At 67.8% G+C, this 23903-nt stretch carries 23 protein-coding genes and 1 tRNA gene; 5 read left to right on the forward strand and 19 right to left on the reverse strand.

Annotated features, from left to right (window positions below; genetic code table 11):
- Positions 1-177: 177 nt before the first annotated feature.
- The 14 genes from DK368_RS08605 to DK368_RS08670 all read right to left on the reverse strand — a co-directional run bounded on the left by DK368_RS08605 (position 178) and on the right by DK368_RS08670 (position 11699).
- Positions 178-2700 (reverse strand): VapE domain-containing protein, encoded by a 2523-nt coding sequence (locus DK368_RS08605; protein ID WP_114393538.1) that lies wholly within the window; start codon positions 2698-2700, stop codon positions 178-180.
- Positions 2697-4067, reverse strand: a complete 1371-nt coding sequence (locus DK368_RS08610; RefSeq protein WP_240002405.1) for an ATP-dependent DNA helicase — start codon at positions 4065-4067, stop codon at positions 2697-2699. Before DK368_RS08610 ends, DK368_RS08605 begins: the two co-directional genes overlap by 4 nt.
- The gene (locus DK368_RS08615; RefSeq protein ID WP_114393539.1) at positions 4016-4813 is read right to left on the reverse strand and encodes a hypothetical protein; all 798 of its coding nucleotides are present in this window, start codon (positions 4811-4813) and stop codon (positions 4016-4018) included. Before DK368_RS08615 ends, DK368_RS08610 begins: the two co-directional genes overlap by 52 nt.
- Before the next feature lie 15 nt (positions 4814-4828).
- Positions 4829-5056, reverse strand: a complete 228-nt coding sequence (locus DK368_RS21990) for a DUF6511 domain-containing protein (protein ID WP_240002406.1) — start codon at positions 5054-5056, stop codon at positions 4829-4831.
- A gap of 134 nt (positions 5057-5190) precedes the next feature.
- Positions 5191-5442, reverse strand: coding sequence for a hypothetical protein (locus DK368_RS08625; protein WP_114393540.1), 252 nt, complete (start codon positions 5440-5442; stop codon positions 5191-5193).
- Between the two features lie 19 nt (positions 5443-5461).
- Positions 5462-6187, reverse strand: coding sequence for a hypothetical protein (locus DK368_RS08630; RefSeq protein WP_114393541.1), 726 nt, complete (start codon positions 6185-6187; stop codon positions 5462-5464).
- 11 nt (positions 6188-6198) lie between these two features.
- Complete coding sequence (locus tag DK368_RS08635) at positions 6199-7050, reverse strand: ATP-binding protein (RefSeq protein ID WP_114393542.1); 852 nt, start codon at positions 7048-7050, stop codon at positions 6199-6201.
- A gap of 115 nt (positions 7051-7165) precedes the next feature.
- Positions 7166-7663, reverse strand: a complete 498-nt coding sequence (locus tag DK368_RS08640; RefSeq protein WP_114393543.1) for a hypothetical protein — start codon at positions 7661-7663, stop codon at positions 7166-7168.
- Positions 7660-8100 carry a hypothetical protein gene (locus tag DK368_RS08645; RefSeq protein ID WP_155524521.1) on the reverse strand — a complete coding sequence of 147 codons (441 nt, stop codon included), beginning with the start codon at positions 8098-8100 and terminating at the stop codon, positions 7660-7662. The genes DK368_RS08640 and DK368_RS08645 overlap by 4 nt, the downstream gene beginning before the upstream one ends.
- Positions 8097-8282, reverse strand: coding sequence for a helix-turn-helix transcriptional regulator (locus DK368_RS08650; protein ID WP_114393545.1), 186 nt, complete (start codon positions 8280-8282; stop codon positions 8097-8099). Before DK368_RS08650 ends, DK368_RS08645 begins: the two co-directional genes overlap by 4 nt.
- Before the next feature lie 139 nt (positions 8283-8421).
- Positions 8422-9372: a hypothetical protein gene (locus DK368_RS08655; RefSeq protein WP_114393546.1), complete on the reverse strand. Its 951-nt coding sequence runs from the start codon at positions 9370-9372 to the stop codon at positions 8422-8424.
- A complete protein-coding gene (locus tag DK368_RS08660; RefSeq protein WP_114393547.1) occupies positions 9365-10531 on the reverse strand; it encodes a hypothetical protein in 1167 nt (388 codons plus the stop codon). The genes DK368_RS08655 and DK368_RS08660 overlap by 8 nt, the downstream gene beginning before the upstream one ends.
- Before the next feature lie 113 nt (positions 10532-10644).
- Positions 10645-11355, reverse strand: a complete 711-nt coding sequence (locus DK368_RS08665) for an ImmA/IrrE family metallo-endopeptidase (RefSeq protein WP_240002407.1) — start codon at positions 11353-11355, stop codon at positions 10645-10647.
- A 20-nt stretch (positions 11356-11375) separates the two neighbouring features.
- Entirely contained in the window at positions 11376-11699 is a 324-nt protein-coding gene (locus DK368_RS08670; protein WP_114393549.1) for a helix-turn-helix domain-containing protein, read from the reverse strand.
- 503 nt (positions 11700-12202) lie between these two features.
- Here DK368_RS08670 and DK368_RS08675 point away from each other — a divergent pair.
- Genes DK368_RS08675 through DK368_RS08685 form a run of 3 tightly spaced genes read left to right on the forward strand, consistent with a single transcriptional unit; the run spans position 12203 to position 14435 of the window.
- Positions 12203-12721 carry a DUF2924 domain-containing protein gene (locus DK368_RS08675; RefSeq protein ID WP_240002408.1) on the forward strand — a complete coding sequence of 173 codons (519 nt, stop codon included), beginning with the start codon at positions 12203-12205 and terminating at the stop codon, positions 12719-12721.
- Entirely contained in the window at positions 12718-14046 is a 1329-nt protein-coding gene (locus DK368_RS08680) for a recombinase family protein (RefSeq protein WP_114393550.1), read from the forward strand. Before DK368_RS08675 ends, DK368_RS08680 begins: the two co-directional genes overlap by 4 nt.
- Positions 14043-14435 (forward strand): hypothetical protein, encoded by a 393-nt coding sequence (locus tag DK368_RS08685; RefSeq protein ID WP_114393551.1) that lies wholly within the window; start codon positions 14043-14045, stop codon positions 14433-14435. Before DK368_RS08680 ends, DK368_RS08685 begins: the two co-directional genes overlap by 4 nt.
- A gap of 54 nt (positions 14436-14489) precedes the next feature.
- On the opposite strand, the gene DK368_RS08690 is transcribed toward DK368_RS08685, so the two are convergent.
- The 3 genes from DK368_RS08690 to DK368_RS08700 all read right to left on the reverse strand — a co-directional run bounded on the left by DK368_RS08690 (position 14490) and on the right by DK368_RS08700 (position 20470).
- The gene (locus DK368_RS08690) at positions 14490-17801 is read right to left on the reverse strand and encodes an error-prone DNA polymerase (protein WP_114393552.1); all 3312 of its coding nucleotides are present in this window, start codon (positions 17799-17801) and stop codon (positions 14490-14492) included.
- Between the two features lie 4 nt (positions 17802-17805).
- Positions 17806-19569, reverse strand: coding sequence for a DUF6504 family protein (locus tag DK368_RS08695; protein ID WP_162305940.1), 1764 nt, complete (start codon positions 19567-19569; stop codon positions 17806-17808).
- A gap of 151 nt (positions 19570-19720) precedes the next feature.
- Positions 19721-20470 carry an ImuA family protein gene (locus tag DK368_RS08700; protein ID WP_114393554.1) on the reverse strand — a complete coding sequence of 250 codons (750 nt, stop codon included), beginning with the start codon at positions 20468-20470 and terminating at the stop codon, positions 19721-19723.
- Positions 20471-20563: 93 nt separating this feature from the next.
- Here DK368_RS08700 and DK368_RS21335 point away from each other — a divergent pair, with 93 nt between their 5' ends.
- Complete coding sequence (locus tag DK368_RS21335) at positions 20564-20731, forward strand: hypothetical protein (protein ID WP_155524523.1); 168 nt, start codon at positions 20564-20566, stop codon at positions 20729-20731.
- Between the two features lie 369 nt (positions 20732-21100).
- Here the strand turns inward: DK368_RS21335 and DK368_RS08705 are convergent.
- Positions 21101-21193 (reverse strand) — tRNA-Ser (locus DK368_RS08705).
- 290 nt (positions 21194-21483) lie between these two features.
- On the opposite strand from DK368_RS08705, the gene DK368_RS08710 reads away from it, so the two are divergent.
- Complete coding sequence (locus DK368_RS08710; protein ID WP_114393555.1) at positions 21484-22155, forward strand: DUF3313 family protein; 672 nt, start codon at positions 21484-21486, stop codon at positions 22153-22155.
- A 127-nt stretch (positions 22156-22282) separates the two neighbouring features.
- Here DK368_RS08710 and gatB read toward each other — a convergent pair whose 3' ends face one another.
- A complete protein-coding gene (gatB, locus tag DK368_RS08715) occupies positions 22283-23737 on the reverse strand; it encodes an Asp-tRNA(Asn)/Glu-tRNA(Gln) amidotransferase subunit GatB (protein WP_114393556.1) in 1455 nt (484 codons plus the stop codon).
- Positions 23738-23903 lie beyond the last annotated feature (166 nt).

Below are 23903 nucleotides of genomic sequence, written 5' to 3' on the forward strand. Positions count from 1 at the left end.
TAATGATTACTGAGATATAAATGTGACAATTATGGCAAAAACACTCAGAACCTCACCCGGAAAAATGTATGTAACGGCACGTACTTTCGGGTGAGGTTAGATTTAAATTCATCTGTAGAAAATAAATTAAGAAATAAATGTTCCTACTTTTGTGGCATTCTGGGTGACGCCGTTACACTAAAGCCACACCGGCCGCCGATACCGCCACTCCCGCCGTCCACCCGCCCCTGCCTTGTACCGTTCCCACTGCCGGGCCTTCAGATACGCTGCCACGCGCATCTGGTCGCCCCGTGACCATTTCCCCGTTTCAATCCCCAGCGCTCCTTCCAGGATTTCACCCACGGATACGTCACAGACCGGCTGGTCGCGTTCGACCTCCTCGTCGCGCCAGTCGTCATAGCCGAGGGCGCCCCGATTGACGCGGCGGCGTTCATGGGTCAGCCAGCGGTCGATGCGGGCGTCCCAGGCGTCGCCCTGGTAGCGGGCTTCCTGCTCCAGCTTGGCGGCGGCGATCAGGTCGGGATCGTCCAGCCACCAGATGGCGCCATCGCGGTAGCGGGCCACCGCCTCGGCCCAAAGCTGGTCGCGGTCTTGGCGCAGGCCGTCAAGGTCGATACGGCCGCAGCGCAGGGGCCAGAAGCGGCGGTTACCGGTCTCGTCGCGCAGATAGGTGTCGGGGTTGACGGAGCCGGCGAAGACGCATTGTCGGGGCACGTCGATGACGTAGCGTTCATAGGGCGGGCGGTAGCGGTCGGTGGTGCGGGTCAGGAAGGCCTTGATGCGCTCGACCTCGGCCCGGCCGATGGCGTCCAGTTCGGCGATCTCGATGATCCAGACACCGCGCATCTGCTGGGCGCAGTCCTTGCTGCCGATCTCCGCCAGTTCGTCGGTGAACCAGTCCTCCCCGGCCAGGATCTTCAGGGCGGTGGATTTGCCGGTGCCCTGCGGCCCTTCCAGGATCAGCATATGGTCGACCTTGGCACCGGGGTGCCGGATGCGGGCGACGGCGGAGATCAGCCAGCGGGCCCCGAAGGCGCGGTTGAGCGACGTGTCCTTGGCGCCCAGATAGCGGATGGCCCAAGTCTCCAGCCGTGGCGTGCCGTCCCAACGCAGATGGTCGAGATAGTCGCGGACGGGATGGACGCGGATGTCGTTGGCCACCGCACCCACGCTGCGGCTGACCACCAGGGGCGTGACGTTGATCTCCCGGCGCTGGAGCCATTCGGCGCAGCGCACATCGTCGGTGGCATTCCAGGGGCGCGGGGCTTGGAACGGGCCGCTTTCCCAGGGCAGCGGGCGGGCCGCCAGAATCTCCTGCCGGAATTCGTCGAAGACCAGGGCACCTGCAAAGGCCGGATCGTTGGACAGGGCGGTGATGACATTGGCCTCATTGCGCTCCGGCGCGCCGTCATCGCCGATGCGCAGCATGGCGGCCCAGGGCGGGCGGATCGCCGGTGCGTCACCCCCGCCGCCATTCAGCCGGCGGCGCAGGTCGCGCAACTGCTTCTCCAGCACCGAAACCGGGATGCGGGTGGTCGCCTTGATGGTGGTCAGCAGGTGCCGGATGGGCACGGGGTCGAGCCGCGCGGTGGCGATGGCCCCCAGCAGGCGGGCAAGGTCCGTCATGTCGGGCGGGTGGGTCAGCGCAAGGGCAGCGGCTTCCATCTCCGCCAGGGTGCGGGGCGTCGGGGCGGGTTGCCCGGCAGGCACCAGGCCATAGTCAGCGGTGGTCGCCCCTTGCCGCAGATCATCGTTGAAATCATCGCCGTGCAGCGGGACGACGATGGTGTTGGGAATGTCGGCCCGGTTCAGCCGGTCGGCCAGCGCGGCGGCGGCCTGGCGTCCGGCGTCGCCAGCATCCGCGAAGATGGTGACGTGACGCACGCCGTCGGGCCACTGGAACCGCCGCACGCCGTCGGCCGACAGCCCGGCCCAGGTGGGAATGCCGAAGATCGCTGTTGCCGCCAGGGCCGTCTCGATGCCTTCAGCCACGCCCAGATGACCGTCTGCGCCGAGGGGAGCCAGCCGGACATGCCCATCCGCAATCGGCCCCAGCATCTTCTTGCCCGGCGGGGCCTTGCCCGATCCATCCTCCAGCAGGAACGTGCGGTGGATGCCACCGGTGGGTTGGCCGGCATTGTCGCGTACCAGGGCCACCATGCCGGGCCAACCCCGCGCGCTGTCATAGTCCGTCAGGTCGTCATGGAAAAGCAGGTCGGGTGAACCGGGCTCCGACAAGCCCCGGCTGCGCAGATAGGTTTCCGCCACCGTGCCGGCCAGCGGGCGGCAGCCATCAAGGATGCGGGCAATTTCCAAGCTGTGGTCCGGTTTGGCAGCCGCGGGTCGGGCCACCGGCAGCGGCATATCCAGGCGAGCCAGCCGGGCCGCTTCCTCGAACAGCGGCGCGTCCTCCAGGCCGGTGGCGTAATGAATCAGGTCGATGGGGCCGGCACTTTCGCCCGTGGCGAAGTCGAAGCCCCAGCCGGCATGGCTGCCGGCCAGATGGATGACGCAGGAGCCTTCGTTGCGCGGCGGCCGGCCGGAGAGATCGGCACAGCGCAGGGTGCGGCGGTCGGCGGACAGGCGCCCCCTGGGGAACAGGGCCGGCAGCCAATCGGGTGCCGATGCCGCCAGCCGGTCACGGACCTGGCGCAGATCGAACCGGGGCGGCGGCTGCCAGACATCATTGAGGTCGATCATGCCAGGACCACCAGCCCCTTCTCGGCCCGGGTGATGGCGGTGTAGAGCCAGCGGGCGCGGTCCTCCGCCGTGCGGCCCAGCCCATCGTCCCAGACGATGATGTTCTCCCACTGGCTGCCTTGCGCCTTATGGCCGGTGATGGCCCAGCCGAAGGTTGCTTCGACCAGACGCCGTTTCTCCTTCCAGTCGCGGTCGTGGCGGTCCTTGTCCAGGACATGGTGATCTTCGAAATGCCCCTTGTAGAGGCGCAACCGCTCCCGCTTTCCTTCCGGGCCGACGGGGCCGATGGCGTTGCCGTCCTCGTCGGCCACCGTGGCGGAGAAATACAGGCTGCCCTCATCCACGATGTCATCCAGGGTCAGGAACATGCCGTTGATCAGGCCAAGGTCGTTGCGGTTCTTCAGGCAGACGATCTTCTCGGCAGGTCCTGTCGGCAACCAGCCGCCATTGAGGCCGGCGGCACGGCGCAGGGCGTTGTTCAGGTGCAGCCGGGTGGCGTTCAGGCCGCAGATCACCTGTCCGCCGCGCAGGCACTGGTCCGGCGACACCGCCGTCTTGGCCAGCTTCCAGACGTGATCATCATGCCGGCCCATGGGGATCGGCCGGCCCTCCCGCGCCCAGGTGGCCAGCCGGATGACGGCGCTCTCCGCCGCCTGCCGGTGGATCTCGGTCAGCATGATGTCGGGATCCTGTTGCGTGAAGGCGCCTTCGCCTTTGATCGGTGGCAACTGGCCGGGGTCGCCCAACACCAGGATGGGCTTGCCGAATGACAGCAGGTCGCGGGCCATGTCGGTGCCCACCATCGATACCTCGTCCAGCACGATCAGCCGGCAATGGGCGGCATCGCTGTCGGGGCTGAGGTCGAAACGCGGCTTGCGCATGTCCTTCAGACCCTGGCGCATGGCCTCAATCGCTGCATCGGCGGTGACACGCTCAAAGCCGGACAGGGTGCGTGCCTGCTGTTCGGCCTCGACGATCTTCTGCCGCGCCGCCTCGATCTCCTCCTCGGTTGCCTCGATCACCCGGTAGATCAGGCTGTGGATGGTGCGCGCGGGCGTGCCCTTGCGCCGCAGCACCAGCGCCGCCTTGCCGGTGAAGGTGGCCGTGACGACGCCCGGCACCATGGTGCCGCCCTCCCTGCCGGAGCGATGCGGGTCAAGGCCGAGATCGTCGAGCGCGAATTTCAACACGGTGCTCTTGCCGGTGCCGGCATAGCCAAACAGCCGGAACACCGGCTGTTCACGGGTGCGGTTCTCAAACCAGTCGCGGATGGCGGCGATGGCGCGGGTCTGGTTGGCGGACGGGGTGATGCCGGTCATGGCGCAGGCCCCCAGCAACGGTCCTGCCAGGCACAGGGCGCGTGGCATTCACCGCCGGTCCAGCCACCGCGACACAGGGCCGAGGTGCGGTGGGCGGCGGCACGGGGCAACAGTTCCTGCGCCGCGGATGCCCGCACCACCTCCACCGCCCGGTCGCTCATCCGCTGCGCCAGCGGCGCGTCAAAGGGCACCAGTTCGGCGTGCAGTTCCCAACTGTCGCGGTTGAGTGCCGTGAACAGGGCAGGTTCCGGCAGATCCATATAGGCCTGATACAGCGCGATCTGTGCTGCGTAGACAGGCCGGGCCAGGACGACGCCCCGCTTGACTACCTCCTTCCACGACGCCGCCCCCAGGCATTTATTCTCCCACAGGGCCGGATAAGCCATGGCGGCGGGGCCGGAGACAAGGCAGCCATCAATATGGCCACGGAACCGCCCGTCCAGAGCCGAAAAGCCGAACTGCCTTCCGTCCCGGCGGTGGGTGCGCAGGTCGAAGCCGGCAGTCCGCAGCCAGTCGGCCACCACATCCTCGCCACGATGGCCGGCTTCGAAGATGCGCAGGGTGGCACCCGTGAAATCAGCCCCTGCATCCTTTGGCAGAACGAGATAGTCGTACTGGATCTGGCGCAGGCATTCGCGACCGATGCCAGAGGTGCTGACATAGTGCCGGGGCGGCTGTGCCCGGTTGCGGGTGGCCAGGGCAGCATCGATGGCAGCGTTGATGGCGGCGGCAATGCCGGGGTCGCGGGCCGGTCGCTCATACTGGCAGCCGGAACCGTGGTTAAGGTCGATCATGGCGGCAGCCCGGTTTCAGAACGGCAAAGGGTCGTCCAGCGCGGTACCGGTCCGCTCCTGCACGCCGGCTTGGCGCTGCATACTCTCGACATAGCCGGTGACGGCGGCCTCGATCAGGCGGTCGATCTCGGCGGCGGTGCGATGGAAAAAGGGTTCCATCAGGCCAAGGTCGGTCAGCGCCTCGGCAAAGGGGCGGCGGGCGTCCTTCAGCGCCCGCATCTCCCGTGCGGTCTTGTCGATCATCCCGTTATTCTCCTTTGCCAGACGGGATCCTGCATCAAGGCAGCCCATGGAGCAGAAGCGGTGGAACAGCAGCGGATTGTGCCGGTGCAGGTAGAGGAAGCCGCGTCCCTCCCGGTGGCACAGTCCACAAGGGCCTATCCGAGCAAGAGCCGGGTCAGGTCCTGCCCCGGACCTGATCCGGGGTCCTGGCTGTCGTTTGGCTGGTCGCGAATCCTTCGGGCGGCCAGCACCACGAACCGGGCGACGGCGTTTGCTGCCATCGCTTCCAGCTCTGCCAGCGTCAGCACCGAAATGGGTTGATGCAGTCGGCCTCGTCCTTCCAGCCATTGTCCGATCGCCTTTGCCGCTTCGCGCGTTGCCAGCGCCTGCCATTCATCGTCGGTCATGCCGGTGGTGCCGGCCCGGTCAGCCGTTCAGCCATGCCGGCCCAGCCGGAGCGGCGGGCGGCGATGGCGGCGGCGTGGTCTGGCCCGCCCAGGCGGGGGCCGCATTCCAGGCAGTGCCGCTGTTGGCGGTGGCCGTTGGGTTGGCAGCCCAGGCGGGGCCACCTTGCGCCGCGGGTTCCGCTGCCTTGCGGGGCTTGGCGTTCACGGGTTCGGGCGGCACCGTCTCCCCGCGCAGCACCAGGGCGTGCTGCGGCTCATCGGGCGTCACCACGTGGGCCAGCTTGTTGGCATCCTTGTATTGCGGGTTGCTCGCCGGCTCGACCATGATGCGGGCGACAAAGGTGATGCCGTCCAGATCCTTCAGCCCGCGCAGGGTGCGCTTCGCCTTGGCGGCGTCGCTCATGTCCTTGGGATCCAGCCCCAGGGCACTGTCCACCATGGCGCGGAAGGCGGCCTTGGCGATGTTCCAGCCCTTGGACACGCCCTTGTCATCCAGCTTGCCGCCAGCCACGGTGAAGTTCTGCCAGAATTTCCGCCGGGCAAACGGCCCCTCGACGACGGTGAATTCACAATCCAGCATCTTGGCGTCGGAGGATTTCGAGGCGGTCAGCAACCCGGCATCCAGCGGGCTGGAGCCGTTCGCGCCACCCGGGCGGATGGTCATGCGCACGCGGGCAAAAGTGCCGTCCGGGATCAGGTCGCCGGCCGGGGCCATCTGCGGCTGGGCATCGTTCAGATCATACATGGTGCTCTCCTTCAGGCGGTCGCGGCGGCAGTGCCGGGCGCGTTGATCTTGGTGAAAAGGGCGGTGAGGTCGGACGGCTCGGTCGGGTCGAGGCGACCGCTGCGGTCCTTGGCCGGCAGGCCCCAGGGATTGCCCGCGCGACAGACCAGCCGTCGGTGTTCGCCCTTCTCGTTGAAGGCAAATCCGCCATCGCTGGTGCTGTCGAAAAAGTGCATCGTCATGACCTGGTCGACGATGCCGGGCAGTTCGCGGCCGATCTTGGCGCCCTCCATCTGGGGCTGCCAGGTGACGGCGTTGAACTCATCGGTCACCTTCTCCAGCACCCCGACGAAGATCACCGTCTTGCCCGGCGCGTGCTGCAGCAGCTTCAAAGCGTGGATCACCTCACGCCCGAGCAGGCCATACGCCCCCCGCACATCGGGTTTGCCAGTACGCTCGGAAAATGCCTCGGGCTGCTGGCGGGCAAAGGTCATCACCTGCCGGGACAGGTCGGTGATGCTGTCGACGAACAGGATGGGCTTGGAGGCCAGGAACGCTTCCAGCCCGCTATCGGCATGGCTGGCCCGGACATGCTGGTAATGCGCCTCGCCATAGGTGGCGGTCGGGTGGACCGCCGGGTCGGGGCCGCTGATCAGAACGACGAGGTCACGGAAATCCAGATAGCTGCGGATCGGGATGCTGGCACCCCGCCAGTCCTGGACGGACTTCAGGCCCGCCTCCAGGTCCAGGCACAGAGTCCGGTCCGGCGGCAGGGTCTTCAGCAGCGAGGTCTTGCCGACACCGGGTGGTCCGAAAATGGCGAAGCTGGTCTTGTTGCTGGCGGTCGACAGGCGCTCGTCGGCGGTGATGATGCGGATGGCCATGATCTATGGATCCCTGAAAAGGCAGGTCGAAGGGGTGCGGCGGGGTGTTGACCAGGCGCCGAAGGGAAGCCCGCCCGTCCTTGCGGATAGGGCCACCCCGCCGCGTCCGGGATGGTCAGCGCGGCGTCGGGCGCTCGATGCGGAAGCTCGGCTTGCCGAGCCGGACGGTGCGCGCCGGCTCGAACAGCCGGCGGATTTCCGGGGGCCAGGCGCCGTACTTCGTCTCGCTGACCTTGATCTCGGTGGTCACGTAGTCGTCGGGGTTGGAGCCCCAGGACCGGAGGGTGCCGACCGCCGCGCGGAGCTTCTCCTGGTCGTACTCGGGCCTCTTCGGCACGTCGCAGATGGCGACGAAGCCGTCGGCCTCCTCGATCCGGACGATGCCGGTGAGCTTGCCCTGATCGCGGCGCAGGGCCTGCGCGCGCTCGCCGTAGCGCAGGGCCAGCGCGCCGTTCAGCCAGTCGTCCAGCCGCTTCAGCCGGGCTTTCATCTCGGCCAGATCGTCGAGCAGCAGGGCCAGCTGGTCGACCGGTAGGCCAGCGATCTCGCCGACCGGCATCGCCGTCAGGGCGTCCAGGGTGACCCGGTTGGTCGGCGTCGGGGTGGCGGTCATGGAAACCTCCTGCCGACCTTTCGGCCGGACGTCTTGATGGCGAGATAGGCCATGTGCCCGTCGGCGCGGCGGCGCTGTGCCGCCGTCAGCGTGTCGTCGGTGACCAGCGTCAGGACGCGGTCGGCCAGCCGGCACAGCGCCTCCCGCTGCGGGTCGGTGAGGCCGGTGGTGCCGCGCACACGGTCGGCGGCGAGGTGGCCGATGTGGTAGACGAATCGGTCACCTGGCTGCGCGGTCCGGAGCCAGTCCAGGAGTGCAGTTTCGTCGGCGACCAGGGTGCGGGTGGGATCGGGGGTCTGCATCCCCAGTGAAGTACAGAACGCGGTTCCCTGGACCAATTCGCGTGTTTTCGCCCGGTTTCGCCCGCGAACCGGGGAGAAAACAAAGTGACCGCTGCGGGATTCTGCGCAGGTGTCTGCCGTCATCGCCTGGGTCATGCGACCGCCTCCCGCTGCTTTTCAGCTTCGAAGGCTTCGATATCTTCCAGGCGGTAAACGACGCGGCCGCCGATCTTCAGGTACTTCGGCCCCCGTCCCAGCCAGCGCCACCGCTCCAGGGTGCGCGGGCTGATCCGCCAGCGCCGGGCCAGATCGGTCTGGGTCAAATGGCTGATTGCCATCACGTTCTCCTTCGGTCTTGCGTGAAAACCTGCGGAGAGGATGGCAAAGCCGGGGGGAGGAGCCGGGAAGGGCTGAGGGTAGGAGTCGCAGAAAGGGCAAAAAATAAGGCCGCCCGGAGGCGGCCGTCTGAGAGCAAGCTCAGGTGAATATCCAACAGGATCCGCCGTCCTCGGCGATGAACTCCCGCCAGTCATCCCTTCCCGAGAAGGCCTTGGCGATCGTATTGACCGAGCTGTTGTAATTGGCCTCTTCCAGGACTTTTGCTGTCAGGCACCGCGGGGAGCCACGCTGAAACGCGTCCACAAGCTGACGGACAAGATCCCGCTGCTTGGCGCCGCGGAAGGGGTAGTCCTTGCCATGAACGGTGACGACCGTGAAGTCCGCGGTGTGGGCCAGAGGGCCATCGCTCCGATGGTCCCTGCCACCGACACGGGCCGCCAGGATCTCCGGGTGAAGGGCGACTCCGGCGTTGTGATCGATCACATCCGGTACGGAGATGATCTCATGTCCCGCCACCCCATCGTCCGGAACGCGGCGGAATGCGGTGCTGGTGAGCAACACGCGAAGCCCGGGCGCGGGTCGGGCCTGGGCCACGCCCTTGACCTGCCGCCATACGGCCTGATCATGGAGTCGGCGCGCGAACCACAAGGGCACCCGCTGAGGTCTGCGACCGAGGCGAACGTCTCCGACCTCCCACAAGAGTTCAGGAATGAGCGGCACCGTACCAGCTGGCCTCCGGTCGAGGGAGGCCAGCAACAACTGCGCCATGAACATCGGAATGTCTACCCGATGCCGAGTCCTCAGTTCGGTGGGTACGGTGATCCACCCCGCCGTCGGGCTGAAGTAGCCGTATCCTCGGTGTTCCGCCGATCGGGTAAGGTTCACCGGGACATCATCGTGGTCGCTCATTGAGACCGCTGTCGCCTCATGCCCCGCCGGCTTCAGCAAACCCGCAGCGATCAGTGGTGCAGCCAGTCGGGGACCAAGGGCCTCGATGGCTGACGCCGTTATGAAGGCGTCGGGGGTCTCCATAATTTGGAGGAGCAGGTCGACCGCGGGGCGGTCGAGCCGCGGCGGTCGGTCAGACATCGCGGACGATGCCCCAGCGCCGGAGATACTTCTCGCCAATCAGGCGCTCGCGCTCGGTTCGGTCCTTCAGGTCGCACCCGTGCGGCATAGTGATGGTCAGCGGCAGGGTCTTCCCGCGGTTCGAGCCGGGTTCGGGGTGGAACCGGATGGTCAGTTTCGCCTGCGTCACGGTCCAGCCACCCTGCAGGGGATCGGCGTCTCCCAGCCGCCGGGCCGCCATCTCCCAGATGTTGGTGTCGGCACCCCGCATGCACTCCAGCGTGATCCGCTCGCCATTGGTGTCGAACGGCATCAGCCGCAGGTGATTCACGCGCACTGCCGCGATCTCGTCATCCTCATCGCTGTCGAACGTGCAGGGGCGGCTCAGAACCGACAGGTCGAACCGGCGCAGCGGCAGTCGTTCCTCACGGAACTCGGTCGCCAGAAGATCGCGGGCGAAGAGGCGGACGAGATCGGGCCGGCTTTCGCGGTCCCTTGCGACCACCTCGATCACCCCGGTTTCCGGCTCGTAGGTGAGCGCCGCCTCGAACACCGGCCGGCGGGGACGCCGGTCCAGCGCGCCGTCCACGAACTCCAGGAAATCGTCCGGACGGCCCTCCCTGTACACCGTCACCTGGACCACATTGCGGTCGTCACCAACGAAAGTCGGGCGGTGTCGGTCGAACACGTCGACCTGAACGTTGGGCGACTCGAAGCGCTGGCGCACGGCGTCCTTGAACACCTCGAGTGCCGCGGCATCCCGGCGAACCTCAAGGTTCGGGGTGGCGACGAAACCGTCCCACATCCGGCCATGGCGACGATCGTCGGTGTAGCGGACCTCTTCGGCGCGGCGGAACAGCTCCGCCTCGTTAACGAACATCCAGAGGGCGCGCGCATAGGCGTTGGGAAGCGCATCCAGGTACCCTGTGTCAGGGGCGACGCTGTAAAGGGCGGCCTCGCCGGCTTCGTCGGCCATCTCGCCGACCCGCTCGACATCGTTGGCGATGCGGGCGCGGGTCTCCGGGTCCAGTTCATCGACCGCGCGCAGCAGCGGGCGGACGATCTCACCTTCGGGACCGTCCCAGTTGACGGCCGGGGGGAGAACGATGCCCCGGGCGTCGAAGTACTGACGGAGATTGCTGGCAGGGGTCTTGCGGACGATGGTGGTAACGGACGGCATGAGTAGCTCCTTGGCAACGACGTGCACGACACGTCAATCTGCTAAAGAGCGTATACAATCCTATCGATCGGAGTCAATCGAAAAAATACGCAGTTCCGCGGATTCGCGGCCGCCTACCCGAACAGCGACGGCTGCTGGTCCGAGGCGGTCAGTTGGCCCAGCTTGAACAGCCGCACCCGGGCGGCATCCTCGGACACCTGGAACGTCTCCATGACGTGGGCTACGATCTGCCGTCCGTGCTCCGAGGCGACGGATACGGCCGCATGGAGGTTGCGAGGTCCGCAATAGTCCGACACTAGGCGACGGACCGCCGTCACCGGCATCAGGATCGCCCCGCTTACATAGCCGGCCTGCCACTCCATCCAGTCGACATCGCGAGCGTTCAGGATGGTGTCGCGCTTGCAGATGGCCTTGTTGTCGCGGCTCAGTCGGTCGAAGAGCCGGCGTGCGGCGAGCTTGTCCGCCCACAGATGCCGATGGAAGTAAAGATGGCCGAATTCATGCGCCAGCGTCGTGCGCAGCCGGTTCTCCCGGCGCTCGTCGTTGGCGAGGCGGTCGGAGATCAGGATTTCGGGGTCCCGATCCGGATGGAAGATGGTGACGCCCTCCACGTCGCCGCCGAAGTCGGACAGGTCGGCGTAGGCATCCAGACCGGCACCGCTCTGCTCGATCAGGATCGTGAGTTCATCCGTGGTGATCGGATAAAGGGACCCGCTGCGACGGCCCCGCAGCAGCCGGGTCACGATCCGCTCGCACTCCCGGTCGAGCTCGTCGGGCGCATAGTGGGGCCGCTCGGCAAATCGACCCGTCGTGTCCCGAACCATTCTCACCATGCGGCCCGCCGTCAGTTGGATGCGTCGCGCCGGAAGTTCATGAAGGCATCGGCGGCCTTCATCAGATCCTTCACGTTACGCCGGGTTTCGTCGGGAATCTTCCCGGCCAGGATGAACAGGATGTTGTCGTCCATGCCTAGTTCCGCCGCGAACTGTCGTATCAGATGATCGGAGGACGGGCTCCGACGGTCATGTTCGATGTCGTTCAGGTATTGTGGCGAGATGTTTCCGCCTTCGTCCTTGACGATGCGTGCCGCCAGTTCCTTCTGGCTAAGGCCTTTGGCCTTCCGAGCCTGAACGATTGCCTGTCCGAAGGTCGTCGGGGTCTGGGTCATAGCGATCTCATCGAGTGGCGTCCCGGCCTCACTGCACGTTGTTTCGCTGATTGACGTATAGGGTTGGCTCAGCAAGGTCAAGGACGGGGTGGTGCGACAGTCGCACCGGACCTACCGAGACCAACACGAGCAGTGAAGCCCCATGCCGTGGCGGGAGTACCGTTCAGTAGGCAGTCCGTCGGTCACGGCCGGGCGGTGCCGTCCCGCATCGTTTCCTTCTTCTTCGCTCCACCGCGATAAGCATCTGACTTTACTTCTATTTTTTGTTCCAGACGCCTACGGTCCGCTCCATCGATATCCGTTGCGGACAATCTCATGGCTAAGACGCTCAGCGGCCCCAATGCTCTCACTCCAGACCGCATGACAGCAGAAGACCGGTTGGCCGAGGTCGGCCGGTTGCTTGCTGCCGGACTGGCTCGGCTGCTCAGCAGAGACATTCGCCTGGACTTCCCGGTCGAACAGCGCGGTCGTGTCCACGAACCCCGCTCCTGGAGTGACCAGCGATGATGAAGGCCCGGACGCGCAGACAAGGCGGGATCCCGATCGGCACGGATGCGAGCACCACTGCGGAAAAGGACGCAACCGTCCTGGCCCGATTGGCCGCTTTGAAGGAAATGAGCGTCGTCGACCTGAAACTGGAATGGCGCCGCCTCTTCGGCGTCCCTGCCCCCAACAACAGCCGTCCGTTCCTGGAACTGCGGCTGGCGTGGCGGATCCAGGAACTCGTCTATGGCGGCCCTTCGCGGGAAACGTTGCGCCTGCTGGACGCCCTCATCGATGAGATGCATGGCAATCCCATCCGCAAGACCATGATCACCGATCCGCGCAAGCCGGTGGCCGGCACCCGGCTGGTGCGGGAATGGAATAGCGTGGAGCACACCGTCACCGTCCTGCGCGACGGGTTCGAGTTCGAAGGACGGACATACAAGTCACTGTCGGCCATTGCCCGTGCCATCACCGGCGTGCGCTGGAACGGCTGGCGGTTCTTTGGCCTGCGCGAAATCACAAGGGACAAGGCATGACGCGATCCCCCTCCCCCGCGCCCCAGCGCCGCCTGCGCTGCGCCATCTACACGCGCAAATCGACCGAAGAAGGGCTGGAGATGGAATTCAACAGCCTGGACGCCCAGCGCGCCGCCTGTGAAGCCTATATCGCCAGCCAGAAGGGCGAAGGCTGGGTGGCGCTGCGGGACCGCTACGATGATGGCGGCTATTCCGGCGGCACCCTGGAACGGCCGGCCCTGCAACAATTGCTGGCCGATATCGATGATGGGCTGGTGGATGTGGTCGTCGTCTACAAGATCGACCGCCTGTCCCGCGCCCTGATGGATTTTTCCCGACTGGTCGAGGTGTTCGACCGCAACGGCGTCACCTTCGTTTCCGTGACCCAGAGTTTCAACACCACCACTTCCATGGGCCGGCTGACGCTGAACATCCTGCTCAGCTTTGCCCAGTTCGAGCGCGAGGTGATCGGGGAGCGGATCAGGGACAAGTTCGCCGCTTCTCGAGCCCGCGGCATGTGGATGGGCGGCTATGTGCCGATGGGATACGACCTCAAAGACCGCAAGCTGGTGGTGAATGAGGCCGAGGCAGACACGGTCCGCATGATCTTTACCCGATTCGTCGAACTGGGATCCGCGACGGTGCTGGTGGGCCAATTGGCCGCCGACGGGGTCCGCAGCAAACGCGGCAAGCTTATCGACAAGGGCTTCCTCTACAAGATGCTGCGCAACCGCCTTTATCTCGGCGAGGCGGTGCACAAGGGAACGCCCTACCCCGGCGAACATGCGGCCATCATCAGCCAGGATCTCTGGGACCGGGTACATCACATCCTGCAGGTAAGCCCGCGATCCCGCGCCGCGGCCACACGAGCCCAGACGCCTGCCCTGCTGAAGGGGCTGATCTTCGGGCCGACCGGGACCGCGATGACGCCTACCGCTACAAAAAAGGGCAGCCGGCTCTACCGCTACTACACCTCCATGGATGTCATCCGCAGCCGGCCGAGGGACAGCACGGCGCCCCAGCGGCTGCCGGCAGAGATGGTGGAGACGGCCGTGGTCCGGGAGGTGCGCCGGCTGGTGCGCTCGCCGGAAATTGTCGCACAGACTGTGGCCGCAGCCCGTCAGGAACAACAGCCTCTGACTGAAGGCGATGTGACGACCGCCCTCAACCGGTTTGACAATGTCTGGTCGGCCCTGTTCCCGGCCGAGCAGGCCCGCCTTGTCCGGCTGCTGGTCGATCGGGTCACCGTGAGTGCCGAGGGCATTGCCATCGACCTGCGCACGGCCGGACTGGGGGCCGTAGTGCGTGACATGCTTACGCCACCCGCCCCGGAGGCCGCGCCATGACCAGCGCACCCGATACCATGCGTGTGTTTGTGCCCCTCACCATCAAACGTCAGAATGGGCGGCCACGGATCCTGCCGCCGTCAGACCTCGACAGGGCCGATCGTGATCCCACGGCTGCCGACCGGCGCCTGCTGCGCGCCCTCGCCCGCGCCTGGGACTGGCGTCGCCAGCTGGAACGCGGCCAAGCCGCAACCCTGACCGACATCGCCGAGGCCGAAGGCGTGACCGTGGCCTTTATCAGCCGGTTCCTGCGGCTAGCCTATCTGTCACCCCTGGTGCTGGAGCACCTGCTGGTCCGCCGCCGCCCTTGCGCCCTGTCCCTGGAGCAACTCACCCTGGTGGCTCTGGCGCCCTGGTCCGAACAGCCGGCCAGGGTTTTCGAGGAGTGATCTGGATATAAAGCGTTCGTATTTGGGGAATTCCGCCCCCAAGCCTCCTCGCGTTCAGCGGAAGTTGCGTCCGTCGGGGAAGATGCGGGCCAGGGTTTCCACGGCGTGGCGGCGGGCGATGGCCTCGCTGCGGGCGTCGGGCTGGGGGCGGCTGACCTCGTCGGCGCGGGCCAGGCCGCCGTCCATCTGCCGCGGCTGGAAGCGCTCCGGCGTTTCCGAGAGCTGGCGCAGCAGGGCGGTGTGGTCCTCCAGATGCTCGACGCGCAGATGGATCACCGGCGTGGCCCCCGGCTGGGGGGCCACCACCTTCTCCAGCCGGCCCAGCGCCAGCAGCAGCCGGCTGCCCAGCACCGGACGGCGGTAGCGCTCGAAGATGTCGGGCATCAGCACCAGATTGGCGACGCCGGTCTCGTCCTCCACGGTGATGAAGACGACGCCGCTGGCGCTGCCGGGGCGCTGGCGCACCAGCACCAGCCCGGCCACGGCGAAGCGGCGCTTGTCCGGCCAGTCGGACTGGCGGTCGGCCGGCAGCAGGGGCCAGCGCCGGGCCTTGGGCGCATGCAGCGCCGCCAGCCGGTCGCGCAGCAGATGCAGCGGATGCGTGTTCAGGGTCAGGGACAGGCTGGAATAATCCTCCACCACCTGCTCTCCCGCCGGCATGGGCGGCAGGTCCACCGCCGGACCATCGCCCGGGTCCCCGCCGCCGGCGAACAGGGGGAGAGGCGTCGCACCCAGCGCCTCCACCGCCCAATGGGCCTGGCGCCGGTCCAGGCCGAGGGAGCGGAAGGCATCGGCCGCCGCCAGCCGCTCCAGCGTGGCCGTGGGCAGACCGGTGCGGTGCCAGAGGTCGCGCGGGCCGGCATAGGGGCCGCCGGTCTCCCGCGCCGCCACCAGCCGTTCCATCTCCGCCGGCTTCAGCCCCTTGATCTGGCGCAGACCCAGGCGCAGGGCGTGGGTCGCCGTTCCCGCGGCCGTCGTCGCCAGCGGCTCCAGCGTACAGTTCCAGCCGCTGGCATTGATGTCGGGCGGACGCACCTCCACCCCGTGGTCGCGGGCGTCGCGCACGATCTGGGCCGGGGCGTAGAAGCCCATGGGCTGGCTGTTCAGCAGGGCACAGGCGAAGACGTCGGGATGGACGCATTTGATCCAGGCCGAGACATAGACCAGCAAGGCGAAGCTGGCGGCATGGCTTTCCGGGAAGCCGTAGGTGCCGAACCCCTCGATCTGGTGGAAGCAGCGTTCGGCAAAGGCGGGCTCGTAGCCGCGGGCCAGCATGCCGCCGATGAATTTCTCGCGGAAGCGGGCGACATCGCCGTTCTTTTTGAAAGTGGCCATGGCCCGGCGCAACTGGTCGGCCTCTTCCGGCGAGAAGCCGGCGCCGACAATGGCGATCTTCATGGCCTGTTCCTGGAACAGCGGCACGCCCAGGGTCTTGGACAGCACGGCTTCCAGTTCCGGCGAGGGATAGTCCACGGGTTCCAGCCCCTGGCGCCGGCGCAGATAGGGATGCACCATGTCACCCTGGATCGGGCCGGGGCGGACGATGGCCACCTCCACCACCAGATCATAGAAGCTGCGCGGGCGCAGCCGCGGCAGCATGGTCATCTGCGCCCGGCTTTCCACCTGGAATACGCCCAGGCTGTCGGCCCGGCACAGCATGTCATAGACGGCGGGGTCCTCCGCCGGCACGGTGGCCAGACTGTAGCGGCGGCCGTAATGGGCGGCGATCAGATCGAAGGCCCGGCGCACGCAGCTGAGCATGCCCAGCGCCAGCACATCGACCTTGAGGATGTGCAATTCCTCGATGTCGTCCTTATCCCATTCGATGGTGGAGCGTTCGGCCATGCTGGCGTTCATCACCGGGCAGAGATCGGGCAGCGGCCCGCGGGTGATGACGAAACCGCCCACATGCTGGCTGAGATGGCGGGGAAAGCCGATCAGCTCGCGCGCCAGCTCCAGCGTGCGCAGCACCAGCGGCGCGTCGGGGTCGATGCCGGCCTGGCGGATGCGCTCCGCCTCCACCCCCTCCCGGCCCCAGCCCCAGACGGTGCCGCTCAGCCGGGCCACCATGTCCAGCGACAGGCCCATGGCCTTGCCCACCTCGCGCAGGGCACCGCGGGCGCGGTAGCAGATCACGGTGGCGGCCAGACCGGCGCGGTCGCGGCCGTACTTCCCGTAGATGTACTGGATCACCTCCTCCCGCCGCTCATGCTCGAAATCCACGTCGATGTCCGGCGGTTCGTCGCGGGCGGCGGAGATGAAGCGCTCGAACAGCAGGTTGCCCTGCACCGGATCGACCGAGGTGATGCCCAGGCAGAAGCAGACGGCGGAGTTGGCGGCGGAGCCGCGGCCCTGGCAGAGGATCTCCCGCGATCTTGCATAGGTGACGATGTCATGCACGGTCAGGAAATAGGGCGCATAGCGCAGCTGTCCGATCAGGGCCAGCTCATGCGCCAGCTGCGCCCGCACCGGGTCCGGAATCCCGCCGGGATAGCGCCAGGCCGCGCCCTCCCAGGTCAGGCGCACCAGCTCGGCCTGCGGATCGCCGCCGGGGGCAACCTCGTCGGGATACTGGAATTGCAGCTCGGCCAGGGAGAAGCGGCAGGCCTCGGCCACCGCCACGGTACGGGCCACGGCCTCCGGCCAGTGGCGGAACAGGCGCGCCATCTCCCGCGGCGGCTTCAGGTGGCGCTCGGCATTGGCCAGCAGGCGCCAGCCCGCGGTCTGGATGGTGGTGCCGGTGCGGATGCAGGTCAGCACATCCTGCAGCGGCCGCCGCGCGGAATGATGGTACAGCACATCGTTGCCGGCCAGGGTCGGCACGCCGTGGCGGGCGGCCAGCCCGCTCAGCCAGGCCAGGCGGCGGACGTCGTTGCCCTGGTAGCGATGGACCAGCATCAGATGCAGCCGCGTCCCGAAGCGCTGGCGATAGTCGCGCAGATCGGTCTCGAACCCGGCATCCGCCCCCGCATCCGGTGGCGGGTCGGGGGGGATGAGGGCCAGGATCTGCCCCTCGGCGAAGTCCTGCACATCGGCGCGGGACAGGAAACAGTCGCCCTTGGGCGCCCGCATCTTGCCGCGGGTCAGCAGGTGGGACAGCCGGGCATAGGCGGCCTTGTCGGTGGGCCAGCACAGCAGGCTGGGGCCGTCGGTCAGGTCCAGCCGGCAGCCGATGACCAGCCGCAGCCCCAGCGCCCGCGCCGCGATATGGGCCCGCACCACCCCGGCCAGGCTGTTGCGGTCGGTGATGCCGATGGCCTGATAGCCCAGGGCGGCGGCCGTCCGCACCAGTTCCTCGGCGTGGCTGGCGCCTTCCAGGAAGCTGAAATTGCTGGTCACCTGCAGCTCGGCATAGGGAATGCTCATGCCGTCACCCCAGGAACCCGTGCAGGAACCAGCGCGCCGGCTCGTCCGGCCGGAACAGCCCCAGCCGGTAGAGCCAGAAACGCTGCCCGTCCCCGGTCTCCACCCGGTAATAGTCGCGCAACGGCTCCTCCGGCTGGTCGGGGGCCCGCCACCATTCGGCGGCGATGCGCTCCGGCCCCTCGGCATGGCGGACGCGGTAGAGCCGGTCGCGCCAGCGGAACTGCAGCGGCGGATCGTCGGGCACGGGGGCAACCACCTCCACTGGCTCCGGCCGGGGCAGCAGCCGCACCGGGCGCGGCCGGTCGGCGGGCCACAGGGGCGGTTCCGGGCCGCTGGCGGGCGCATCGGCCGGGCACAGCGCCACCGCCCGCTCGGGCCACCAGCTCTCCCGCGGGCGGGGGCGCAGGATGCGGGCCAGACCCAGCCGGGCCCCCAGCTGGTCCACCAGCTCCGGCACCGGCGGCCCCTGATAGCAGCGAGGGGACCTCGGTTCCCGTGCCTTGGCCGGGGCGGGCCGCGGCGGGGTACCGCCCTGGATGACGGAGAAGGCGGGGCGGTGGCGGAGGGTATTGTCCGCCTCCGCATCGGCCGGTTGCTCCGCGTCCCGTCCTCCCGCGACCAGATCCAGATCCGGCCGGCCGGCGGGGGGTGGGATGCGGGCCTGCGGCGGCGGCACGGCCAGGACCGTCTGCTCCTGCGCGAAGGGTTCAGCCGCAGGCACGGCCAGGGCCATGACCTCGAAGCCGGGGCCGGGTTCCAGCCGGTCCAGGCTGGGCTGGAACAGGCGCAGCAGATGGGCGGGGTCGCGGTTGGGGCGGCTGGTGCCCACGGCCAGGGTCTGGGGCGGCGCCTCCGGCCCGGCATCGCTGCGCCAGGCCAGCAGCTCCAGCCGCCGCGCCCCCTGTCCCGCCGCCGCCAGCCCGCGGCAGACCTGTCCCAGCAGATGCACCAGGACCCGCCGCAGATCCTCCGGCGTGCTCACCGGCTCGGCGAAGGCCTGACGCGCCTGATGGGCGGGCTGCGGCCGGCCGGGGGACAGCGGCTCCTCCACCCGGCCCAGGGCCTGGTCCAGGCGCAGGCCGGGCAGCGGCCCGTAGCGGGGCACCAGGGCGGCCCGCGGCTTGTCCAGCAGAGCGGCAATGCTGCGCAGGCCCACCCGGCGCAGGGCGGTGATCATGGGGGGCGGCAGGCGCAGGGCCGGCAGCGGCAGCGGCGCCAGATGCTCCGCCTCCGTTCCCGGCGGCACGATCAGGGGCCAGGGCAACGGGCCGCCGAAACGGGCCATGGCCCAGGCGGCCCCGGTGGTGCCGGCGACGGCGGCGCGCGCCTCCAGCCCGGCCCGCCGCAGCCGCTCCACCAGATCCTCGATCAGCCCGGCCTCGCCGCCGAACAGATGGGCGCAGCCGGTGATGTCCAGCCAGAGGCCGCCGGCTCCCGACAGCACCTGGGGGCCGGTATCCACCGCCGTCCACGGGGTCCAGCGCCGGGCCCAGTCGGCCAGCCGCTCCAGCAGCGCCGCATCCGCGGCCGGGTCGACATCCCGGGTCAGCACGCCCGGTTCCAGGGCGCGGGCATCGGCCAGCGGCTGGCCGGGGCTGATGCCGGCGGCCTGGGCCTGCCGGCAGGCGGCGGCCACCGTCAGCCGCCCCCGCTCCGCCGCCACCGCCACCAGCGGGCGCCCGGCCTCCGCCGCAGGCAGGCGGCGGCGCAGGCGGTCGGTGGCCAGACAGGGCAGCCAGAGCGACAGGATGCGGCGGGAGGACGGCATGGGGGGACTCGTTCCGGAACAGGCCCTGGACCAACAGGCCAGAGAACAAAACAAGAACATAACGCAAAGGGGGCAGAGTCAAGCCGGTCATGTCAAGCCGGTCGATGCCGGGGTGGTCCGGTCCGCAAGGGGAACCTCGGACAGGCGGGAGCTATGCCGGGGCGGCGTGGCCGAGGTCCCCGGCCCCTTGCCCGTCCGGGGTGGAGGCTGCGCCGTAAAGCCGGCCCCCATGGCCATGCCAGACCAGATCCCAGCACCCCGGGCGGCCGCCGCGGCAACGCTGCAGTTCGGCCCGCCAGGCCGCGGCGGCAAAGGCGGAGCCGGCCGCGGGCGCCAGCGCGGACCGGGCTCCGTCGCCCGGCAGGGCGGTCACATGCCAGCGCGTCACCGCGGCGCTGGCCTCCAGCCTCTGTGGCCCCAACTGCAGCAGCAGGCCCGGCACCCCGCCCGTCTCCGCCGCCAGCTGCAGGCGCCGGCTCATGGTCAGATCCAGCTTTCCCGCCTCGGCCAGCACGGCACCCACCTGCGGGCAGCGCAGCGCCTCCTCCATGGCCCAGAGGATGTCGGTTTCCCCCGCCCGGTCCGGCCGGGCCTGCACCAGCACCAGATCCTGCGGGCGCAGCCCGTACCCGGCCAGGCCGGGGGCATAGAGGTCACGGGCCCGGGTCAGCCACAGCACCGGCCCGCGTCCCGCCGCCAGCCGGGCCAGCAGGACGGCGGCAAAGGCGGTGGCGCTGCCGGCATCCAGGGCCGCCCCCGCCACCTCATGCACCGCGCCCAGCGGCAGCCCGCCGCCGGGCAGGCCGGCATCCAGGTCCGGGATGCCCAGCGGCACCACGGCCCGCCCGTCGGCACCCCCCACCCCCTCGATCCGGCGCACCCGCTCCCGCAGCTCGGCCAACAGCCCGGCCCTGTCCGTGGCGGGTATTGTGACGGCGGGAGAGGAAGGCCTGGAGCCGATCATAGATATTCACCGACGCAGGATGTTCTTGTTATGTTCTGTATCGTTTGTCCTGGCTATGTCAAGCGCCTGCCATGGCACGGGCAGTCCATGGAGCACCTGCTGGTCCGCCGCCACCCTTGCGCCCTGTCCCTGGAGCCACTCACCCTGATGGGTCTGGCGCCCTGGTCCGAACAGCCGGCCCGGGTTTTCGAGGAGTGATGCCGTCGGGCGTTCCGCCACGGCCATCCGAAAGCCACTTTCGAACAAATACGCAAAGACCAAGCCGGATTATCTGAAATTATCAGCAATCACATAATTTATATCGCATTCGATATTTCAACGCATACCAGCGCCAAATCAACAAAAAACACCAGAACATAATGCCGCCTAAAGCCGCACTAATTCTGGATATTTATTAACCTATACTGACTTGATGCAGTTAAGATGGATGGAGACAGAGACACCCGCTGGGGCCGTTCAGGCCCAGGGGGCGGTTCTCCGCGGTGAAGCCACCCCGGCCAAAGGCTTTTGAAATCGCAATAAAAAAGGCCGCTTGCGCGGCCCATGGTCTGGTCGGTACCGGGGTAGTGGCGGAGGGGATGGGATTCGAACCCACGATAGGTTGTTAAGACCTATGACGGTTTAGCAAACCGTTGCCTTCAGCCGCTCGGCCACCCCTCCGTCCGTCGCGGCGTCGCTGTCGCAGCGCCGTGCCGGTGAGCCAGGGTGTTTAGAGATAAGCGGAGCCCTTGTCAACGCCCGGAACGAGGATCATGTTCAAAGCGCATCCGGCGCTTCGACCCGGATGTGCCGGGGCCAGGGGCGGCCCGGCCGTTTCGGGTGAAGCCACCCTGCCCAAGACCGGCACCGGCTGCTGTCCGGCACCGGCCGCACTGGCGGGACGGGTGCAATGTTGCAATCCGGCGGGACCAATCCGCCGACGGTGATTCCGAGCGAAGGAGACCGACGTCATGTCGTTTTCGACCGTCCATCCGCGGCGCACGCGCAGCTTCCGGGCCGCCTGCACCGCCATCTGCACCGCCTCTGCCCTGGCCCTGCTGGTCGGCGGCACCGCTCTGGCGGCCCCCGGCCGCGCCAAAGTCCCGGACCTGCCGACGCAGGGGCTGGTGGAGCAGGAGCACCCGCAGCTCGACCATGTGTTCGTGCGGCCCGGCGTCGATCTGGCGCGCTATGGCAAGGTGATGCTGGCCCCCATCGGCATCGAGGTCTATCGCGGCCCCGACGACATCATCCTCAAGGACCGCGACCGCAAGCACGCCACCGAGTATTTCAGCGACAAGCTGACGGCGGCCCTGGGGCCGGCCCTGACCACCCAGGCCGGACCCGGTGTGCTGAAGCTGGAGATCCTGCTGACCGAGTTCGTGCCCAACAATCCGTTCGACCCGGAGAAGCGATTCGGCGGCACCATCTTCAAGAGCTACAGCGTCGGCGCCGCGGCCTTCCAGGCCACGCTGACCGATGCCAGCAGCGGCCAGGTGGTGGCGGTCATCGCCGATGCCGATGTGGGCGCCCCCTTCGGCAGCAACTTCAACCTGCAGACCGAATATGGCGATGCCGACCATTTCATCCGCCGCTGGGCCAAGCAGATCGCCAGCCTGCTGACCGAGCCGCCGCGGAGCTGATCCCGCACGCTGGGCGGCCGGCCGCTTTCCCCGGCCGGCGCGCCCCTGATCATGGCCATGAAAAAGCCCCCGCCGACGGATCGGCGGGGGCTTCGTCTTTCAGCGCCCGGCACGGAAGCGGGGCGGATCAGCCCTTCAGCTTGGCCAGCAGCCGCTCGTTCACCAGAGCCGGATTGGCCTTGCCCTGGGTGGCGCGCATGACCTGACCGACGAAGAAGCCGAACAGCTTGTCCTTGCCCGACCGGTACTCCGCCACCTTGTCGGCATTGGCGGCCATGACCTGGTCGATGGCCCCATCGATGGCGCCGGTGTCGGTGACCTGGCGCAGCCCCTTCTCCTCGACGATCAGGCCCGGCGCCTTGCCGCTGTCCAGCATCTCGGCGAACACGTCCTTGGCCAGACGGCCGGACAGGGTGTTGTCGCTGACCAGATCGATCAGCGCCCCCAGATCGGCGGCGGAGATCGGCGATTCGGAGATGTCCTTGCCGGTCTTGTTCAGGGCGCCCAGCAGGTCGCCGATGACATAGTTGGCGGCCATCTTGCCGTCACGGCCCTTGGCCACCGTCTCGTAGAAGTCGGCGCGGGCCTTTTCCGCCACCAGGATGCCGGCGTCGTAGGGCGTCAGGTGGTACTGCGCGATGAAGCGGGCCTTCTTCTCGTCCGGCAGTTCCGGCAGGGTCGCCTTGATCCGCTCGACGAAAGCCGGGTCCAGTTCCAGGGGCAGCAGGTCGGGATCGGGGAAGTAGCGGTAATCGTGCGCTTCCTCCTTGCTGCGCATGGAGCGGGTCACGCCCTTGGCCGTGTCCCACAGCCGGGTTTCCTGCACGATGCTGCCGCCGGACTCCAGCACCTCCACCTGGCGCTGGGCCTCGTATTCGATGGCCTGCTGCACGAAACGGATGGAGTTGACGTTCTTGGTCTCCGTGCGGGTGCCCAGGGGCTGGCCCGGCTTGCGCACCGACACGTTGATGTCGCAGCGCATGGAGCCTTCCTCCATGTTGCCGTCGCAGGTTTCGAGATAGCGCAGGATGGTGCGCAGCTTGCGGAGATAGGCCGCCGCCTCCTCCGGGCTGCGCATGTCGGGCTTGGAGACGATCTCCATCAGCGCCACGCCGGCCCGGTTCAGGTCGACATAGGTCTTCGACGGGTGCTGGTCGTGCAGCGACTTGCCGGCATCCATCTCCAGATGCAGCCGCTCGATGCCGACGCTGCGCGTCTCCCCGTCGGCAAGGTCGAGGACGAGGGTGCCCTCACCCACGATCGGGTCCTTGAACTGGCTGATCTGGTAGCCGAAGGGCAGGTCGGCATAGAAGTAATTCTTGCGGTCGAAGATGGAGCGCAGATTGATCTTCGCCTTCAGCCCCAGACCGGTCTTCACCGCCTGCTCGACGCAGAAGCCGTTGATGACCGGCAGCATGCCGGGGAAGGCGGCATCGACGAAGCTGACCTGGGAGTTGGGCGCGGCGCCGAAGGCCGTGGCGGCCCCGCTGAACAGCTTGGCCTGGGAAATGACCTGGGCATGCACCTCCAGCCCGATCACGACTTCCCACTCACCCGTCTCACCCTGAATCCGGTAAGCCATTTCGCTCGTACTCTCTTCCGCGGAAAACCACCTGCCGGTTTTGGCCGGATTCACGGCGAAGGGCAAGGGGATTGGCGCGGCCGCAGGGCAGACCGCGGGACACCGCACGGGATGCTGCACGGGATGCCGCAGGCCCGGCGGGAGCCATCCCGCCTGCGGTGCTGCC

The sequence above is a fragment of the Oleisolibacter albus genome, from assembly GCF_003336875.1.
GTDB lineage: Bacteria > Pseudomonadota > Alphaproteobacteria > Azospirillales > Azospirillaceae > Niveispirillum > Niveispirillum album.

Excerpts from the sequence above, each read along its gene's own strand:
- DK368_RS08605 (WP_114393538.1), bottom strand. The coding sequence starts at position 2,700 with ATGATCGACCTCAATGATGTCTGGCAGCCGCCGCCCCGGTTCGATCTG.
- DK368_RS08610 (WP_240002405.1), bottom strand. The coding sequence starts at position 4,067 with ATGCCACGCGCCCTGTGCCTGGCAGGACCGTTGCTGGGGGCCTGCGCC.
- DK368_RS08615 (WP_114393539.1), bottom strand. The coding sequence starts at position 4,813 with ATGATCGACCTTAACCACGGTTCCGGCTGCCAGTATGAGCGACCGGCC.
- DK368_RS21990 (WP_240002406.1), bottom strand. The coding sequence starts at position 5,056 with ATGATCGACAAGACCGCACGGGAGATGCGGGCGCTGAAGGACGCCCGC.
- DK368_RS08625 (WP_114393540.1), bottom strand. The coding sequence starts at position 5,442 with ATGACCGACGATGAATGGCAGGCGCTGGCAACGCGCGAAGCGGCAAAG.
- DK368_RS08630 (WP_114393541.1), bottom strand. The coding sequence starts at position 6,187 with ATGTATGATCTGAACGATGCCCAGCCGCAGATGGCCCCGGCCGGCGAC.
- DK368_RS08635 (WP_114393542.1), bottom strand. The coding sequence starts at position 7,050 with ATGGCCATCCGCATCATCACCGCCGACGAGCGCCTGTCGACCGCCAGC.
- DK368_RS08640 (WP_114393543.1), bottom strand. The coding sequence starts at position 7,663 with ATGACCGCCACCCCGACGCCGACCAACCGGGTCACCCTGGACGCCCTG.
- DK368_RS08645 (WP_155524521.1), bottom strand. The coding sequence starts at position 8,100 with ATGACCCAGGCGATGACGGCAGACACCTGCGCAGAATCCCGCAGCGGT.
- DK368_RS08650 (WP_114393545.1), bottom strand. The coding sequence starts at position 8,282 with ATGGCAATCAGCCATTTGACCCAGACCGATCTGGCCCGGCGCTGGCGG.
- DK368_RS08655 (WP_114393546.1), bottom strand. The coding sequence starts at position 9,372 with ATGTCTGACCGACCGCCGCGGCTCGACCGCCCCGCGGTCGACCTGCTC.
- DK368_RS08660 (WP_114393547.1), bottom strand. The coding sequence starts at position 10,531 with ATGCCGTCCGTTACCACCATCGTCCGCAAGACCCCTGCCAGCAATCTC.
- DK368_RS08665 (WP_240002407.1), bottom strand. The coding sequence starts at position 11,355 with ATGGTTCGGGACACGACGGGTCGATTTGCCGAGCGGCCCCACTATGCG.
- DK368_RS08670 (WP_114393549.1), bottom strand. The coding sequence starts at position 11,699 with ATGACCCAGACCCCGACGACCTTCGGACAGGCAATCGTTCAGGCTCGG.
- DK368_RS08675 (WP_240002408.1), top strand. The coding sequence starts at position 12,203 with ATGATGAAGGCCCGGACGCGCAGACAAGGCGGGATCCCGATCGGCACG.
- DK368_RS08680 (WP_114393550.1), top strand. The coding sequence starts at position 12,718 with ATGACGCGATCCCCCTCCCCCGCGCCCCAGCGCCGCCTGCGCTGCGCC.
- DK368_RS08685 (WP_114393551.1), top strand. The coding sequence starts at position 14,043 with ATGACCAGCGCACCCGATACCATGCGTGTGTTTGTGCCCCTCACCATC.
- DK368_RS08690 (WP_114393552.1), bottom strand. The coding sequence starts at position 17,801 with ATGAGCATTCCCTATGCCGAGCTGCAGGTGACCAGCAATTTCAGCTTC.
- DK368_RS08695 (WP_162305940.1), bottom strand. The coding sequence starts at position 19,569 with ATGCCGTCCTCCCGCCGCATCCTGTCGCTCTGGCTGCCCTGTCTGGCC.
- DK368_RS21335 (WP_155524523.1), top strand. The coding sequence starts at position 20,564 with ATGTTCTGTATCGTTTGTCCTGGCTATGTCAAGCGCCTGCCATGGCAC.
- DK368_RS08710 (WP_114393555.1), top strand. The coding sequence starts at position 21,484 with ATGTCGTTTTCGACCGTCCATCCGCGGCGCACGCGCAGCTTCCGGGCC.
- gatB (WP_114393556.1), bottom strand. The coding sequence starts at position 23,737 with ATGGCTTACCGGATTCAGGGTGAGACGGGTGAGTGGGAAGTCGTGATC.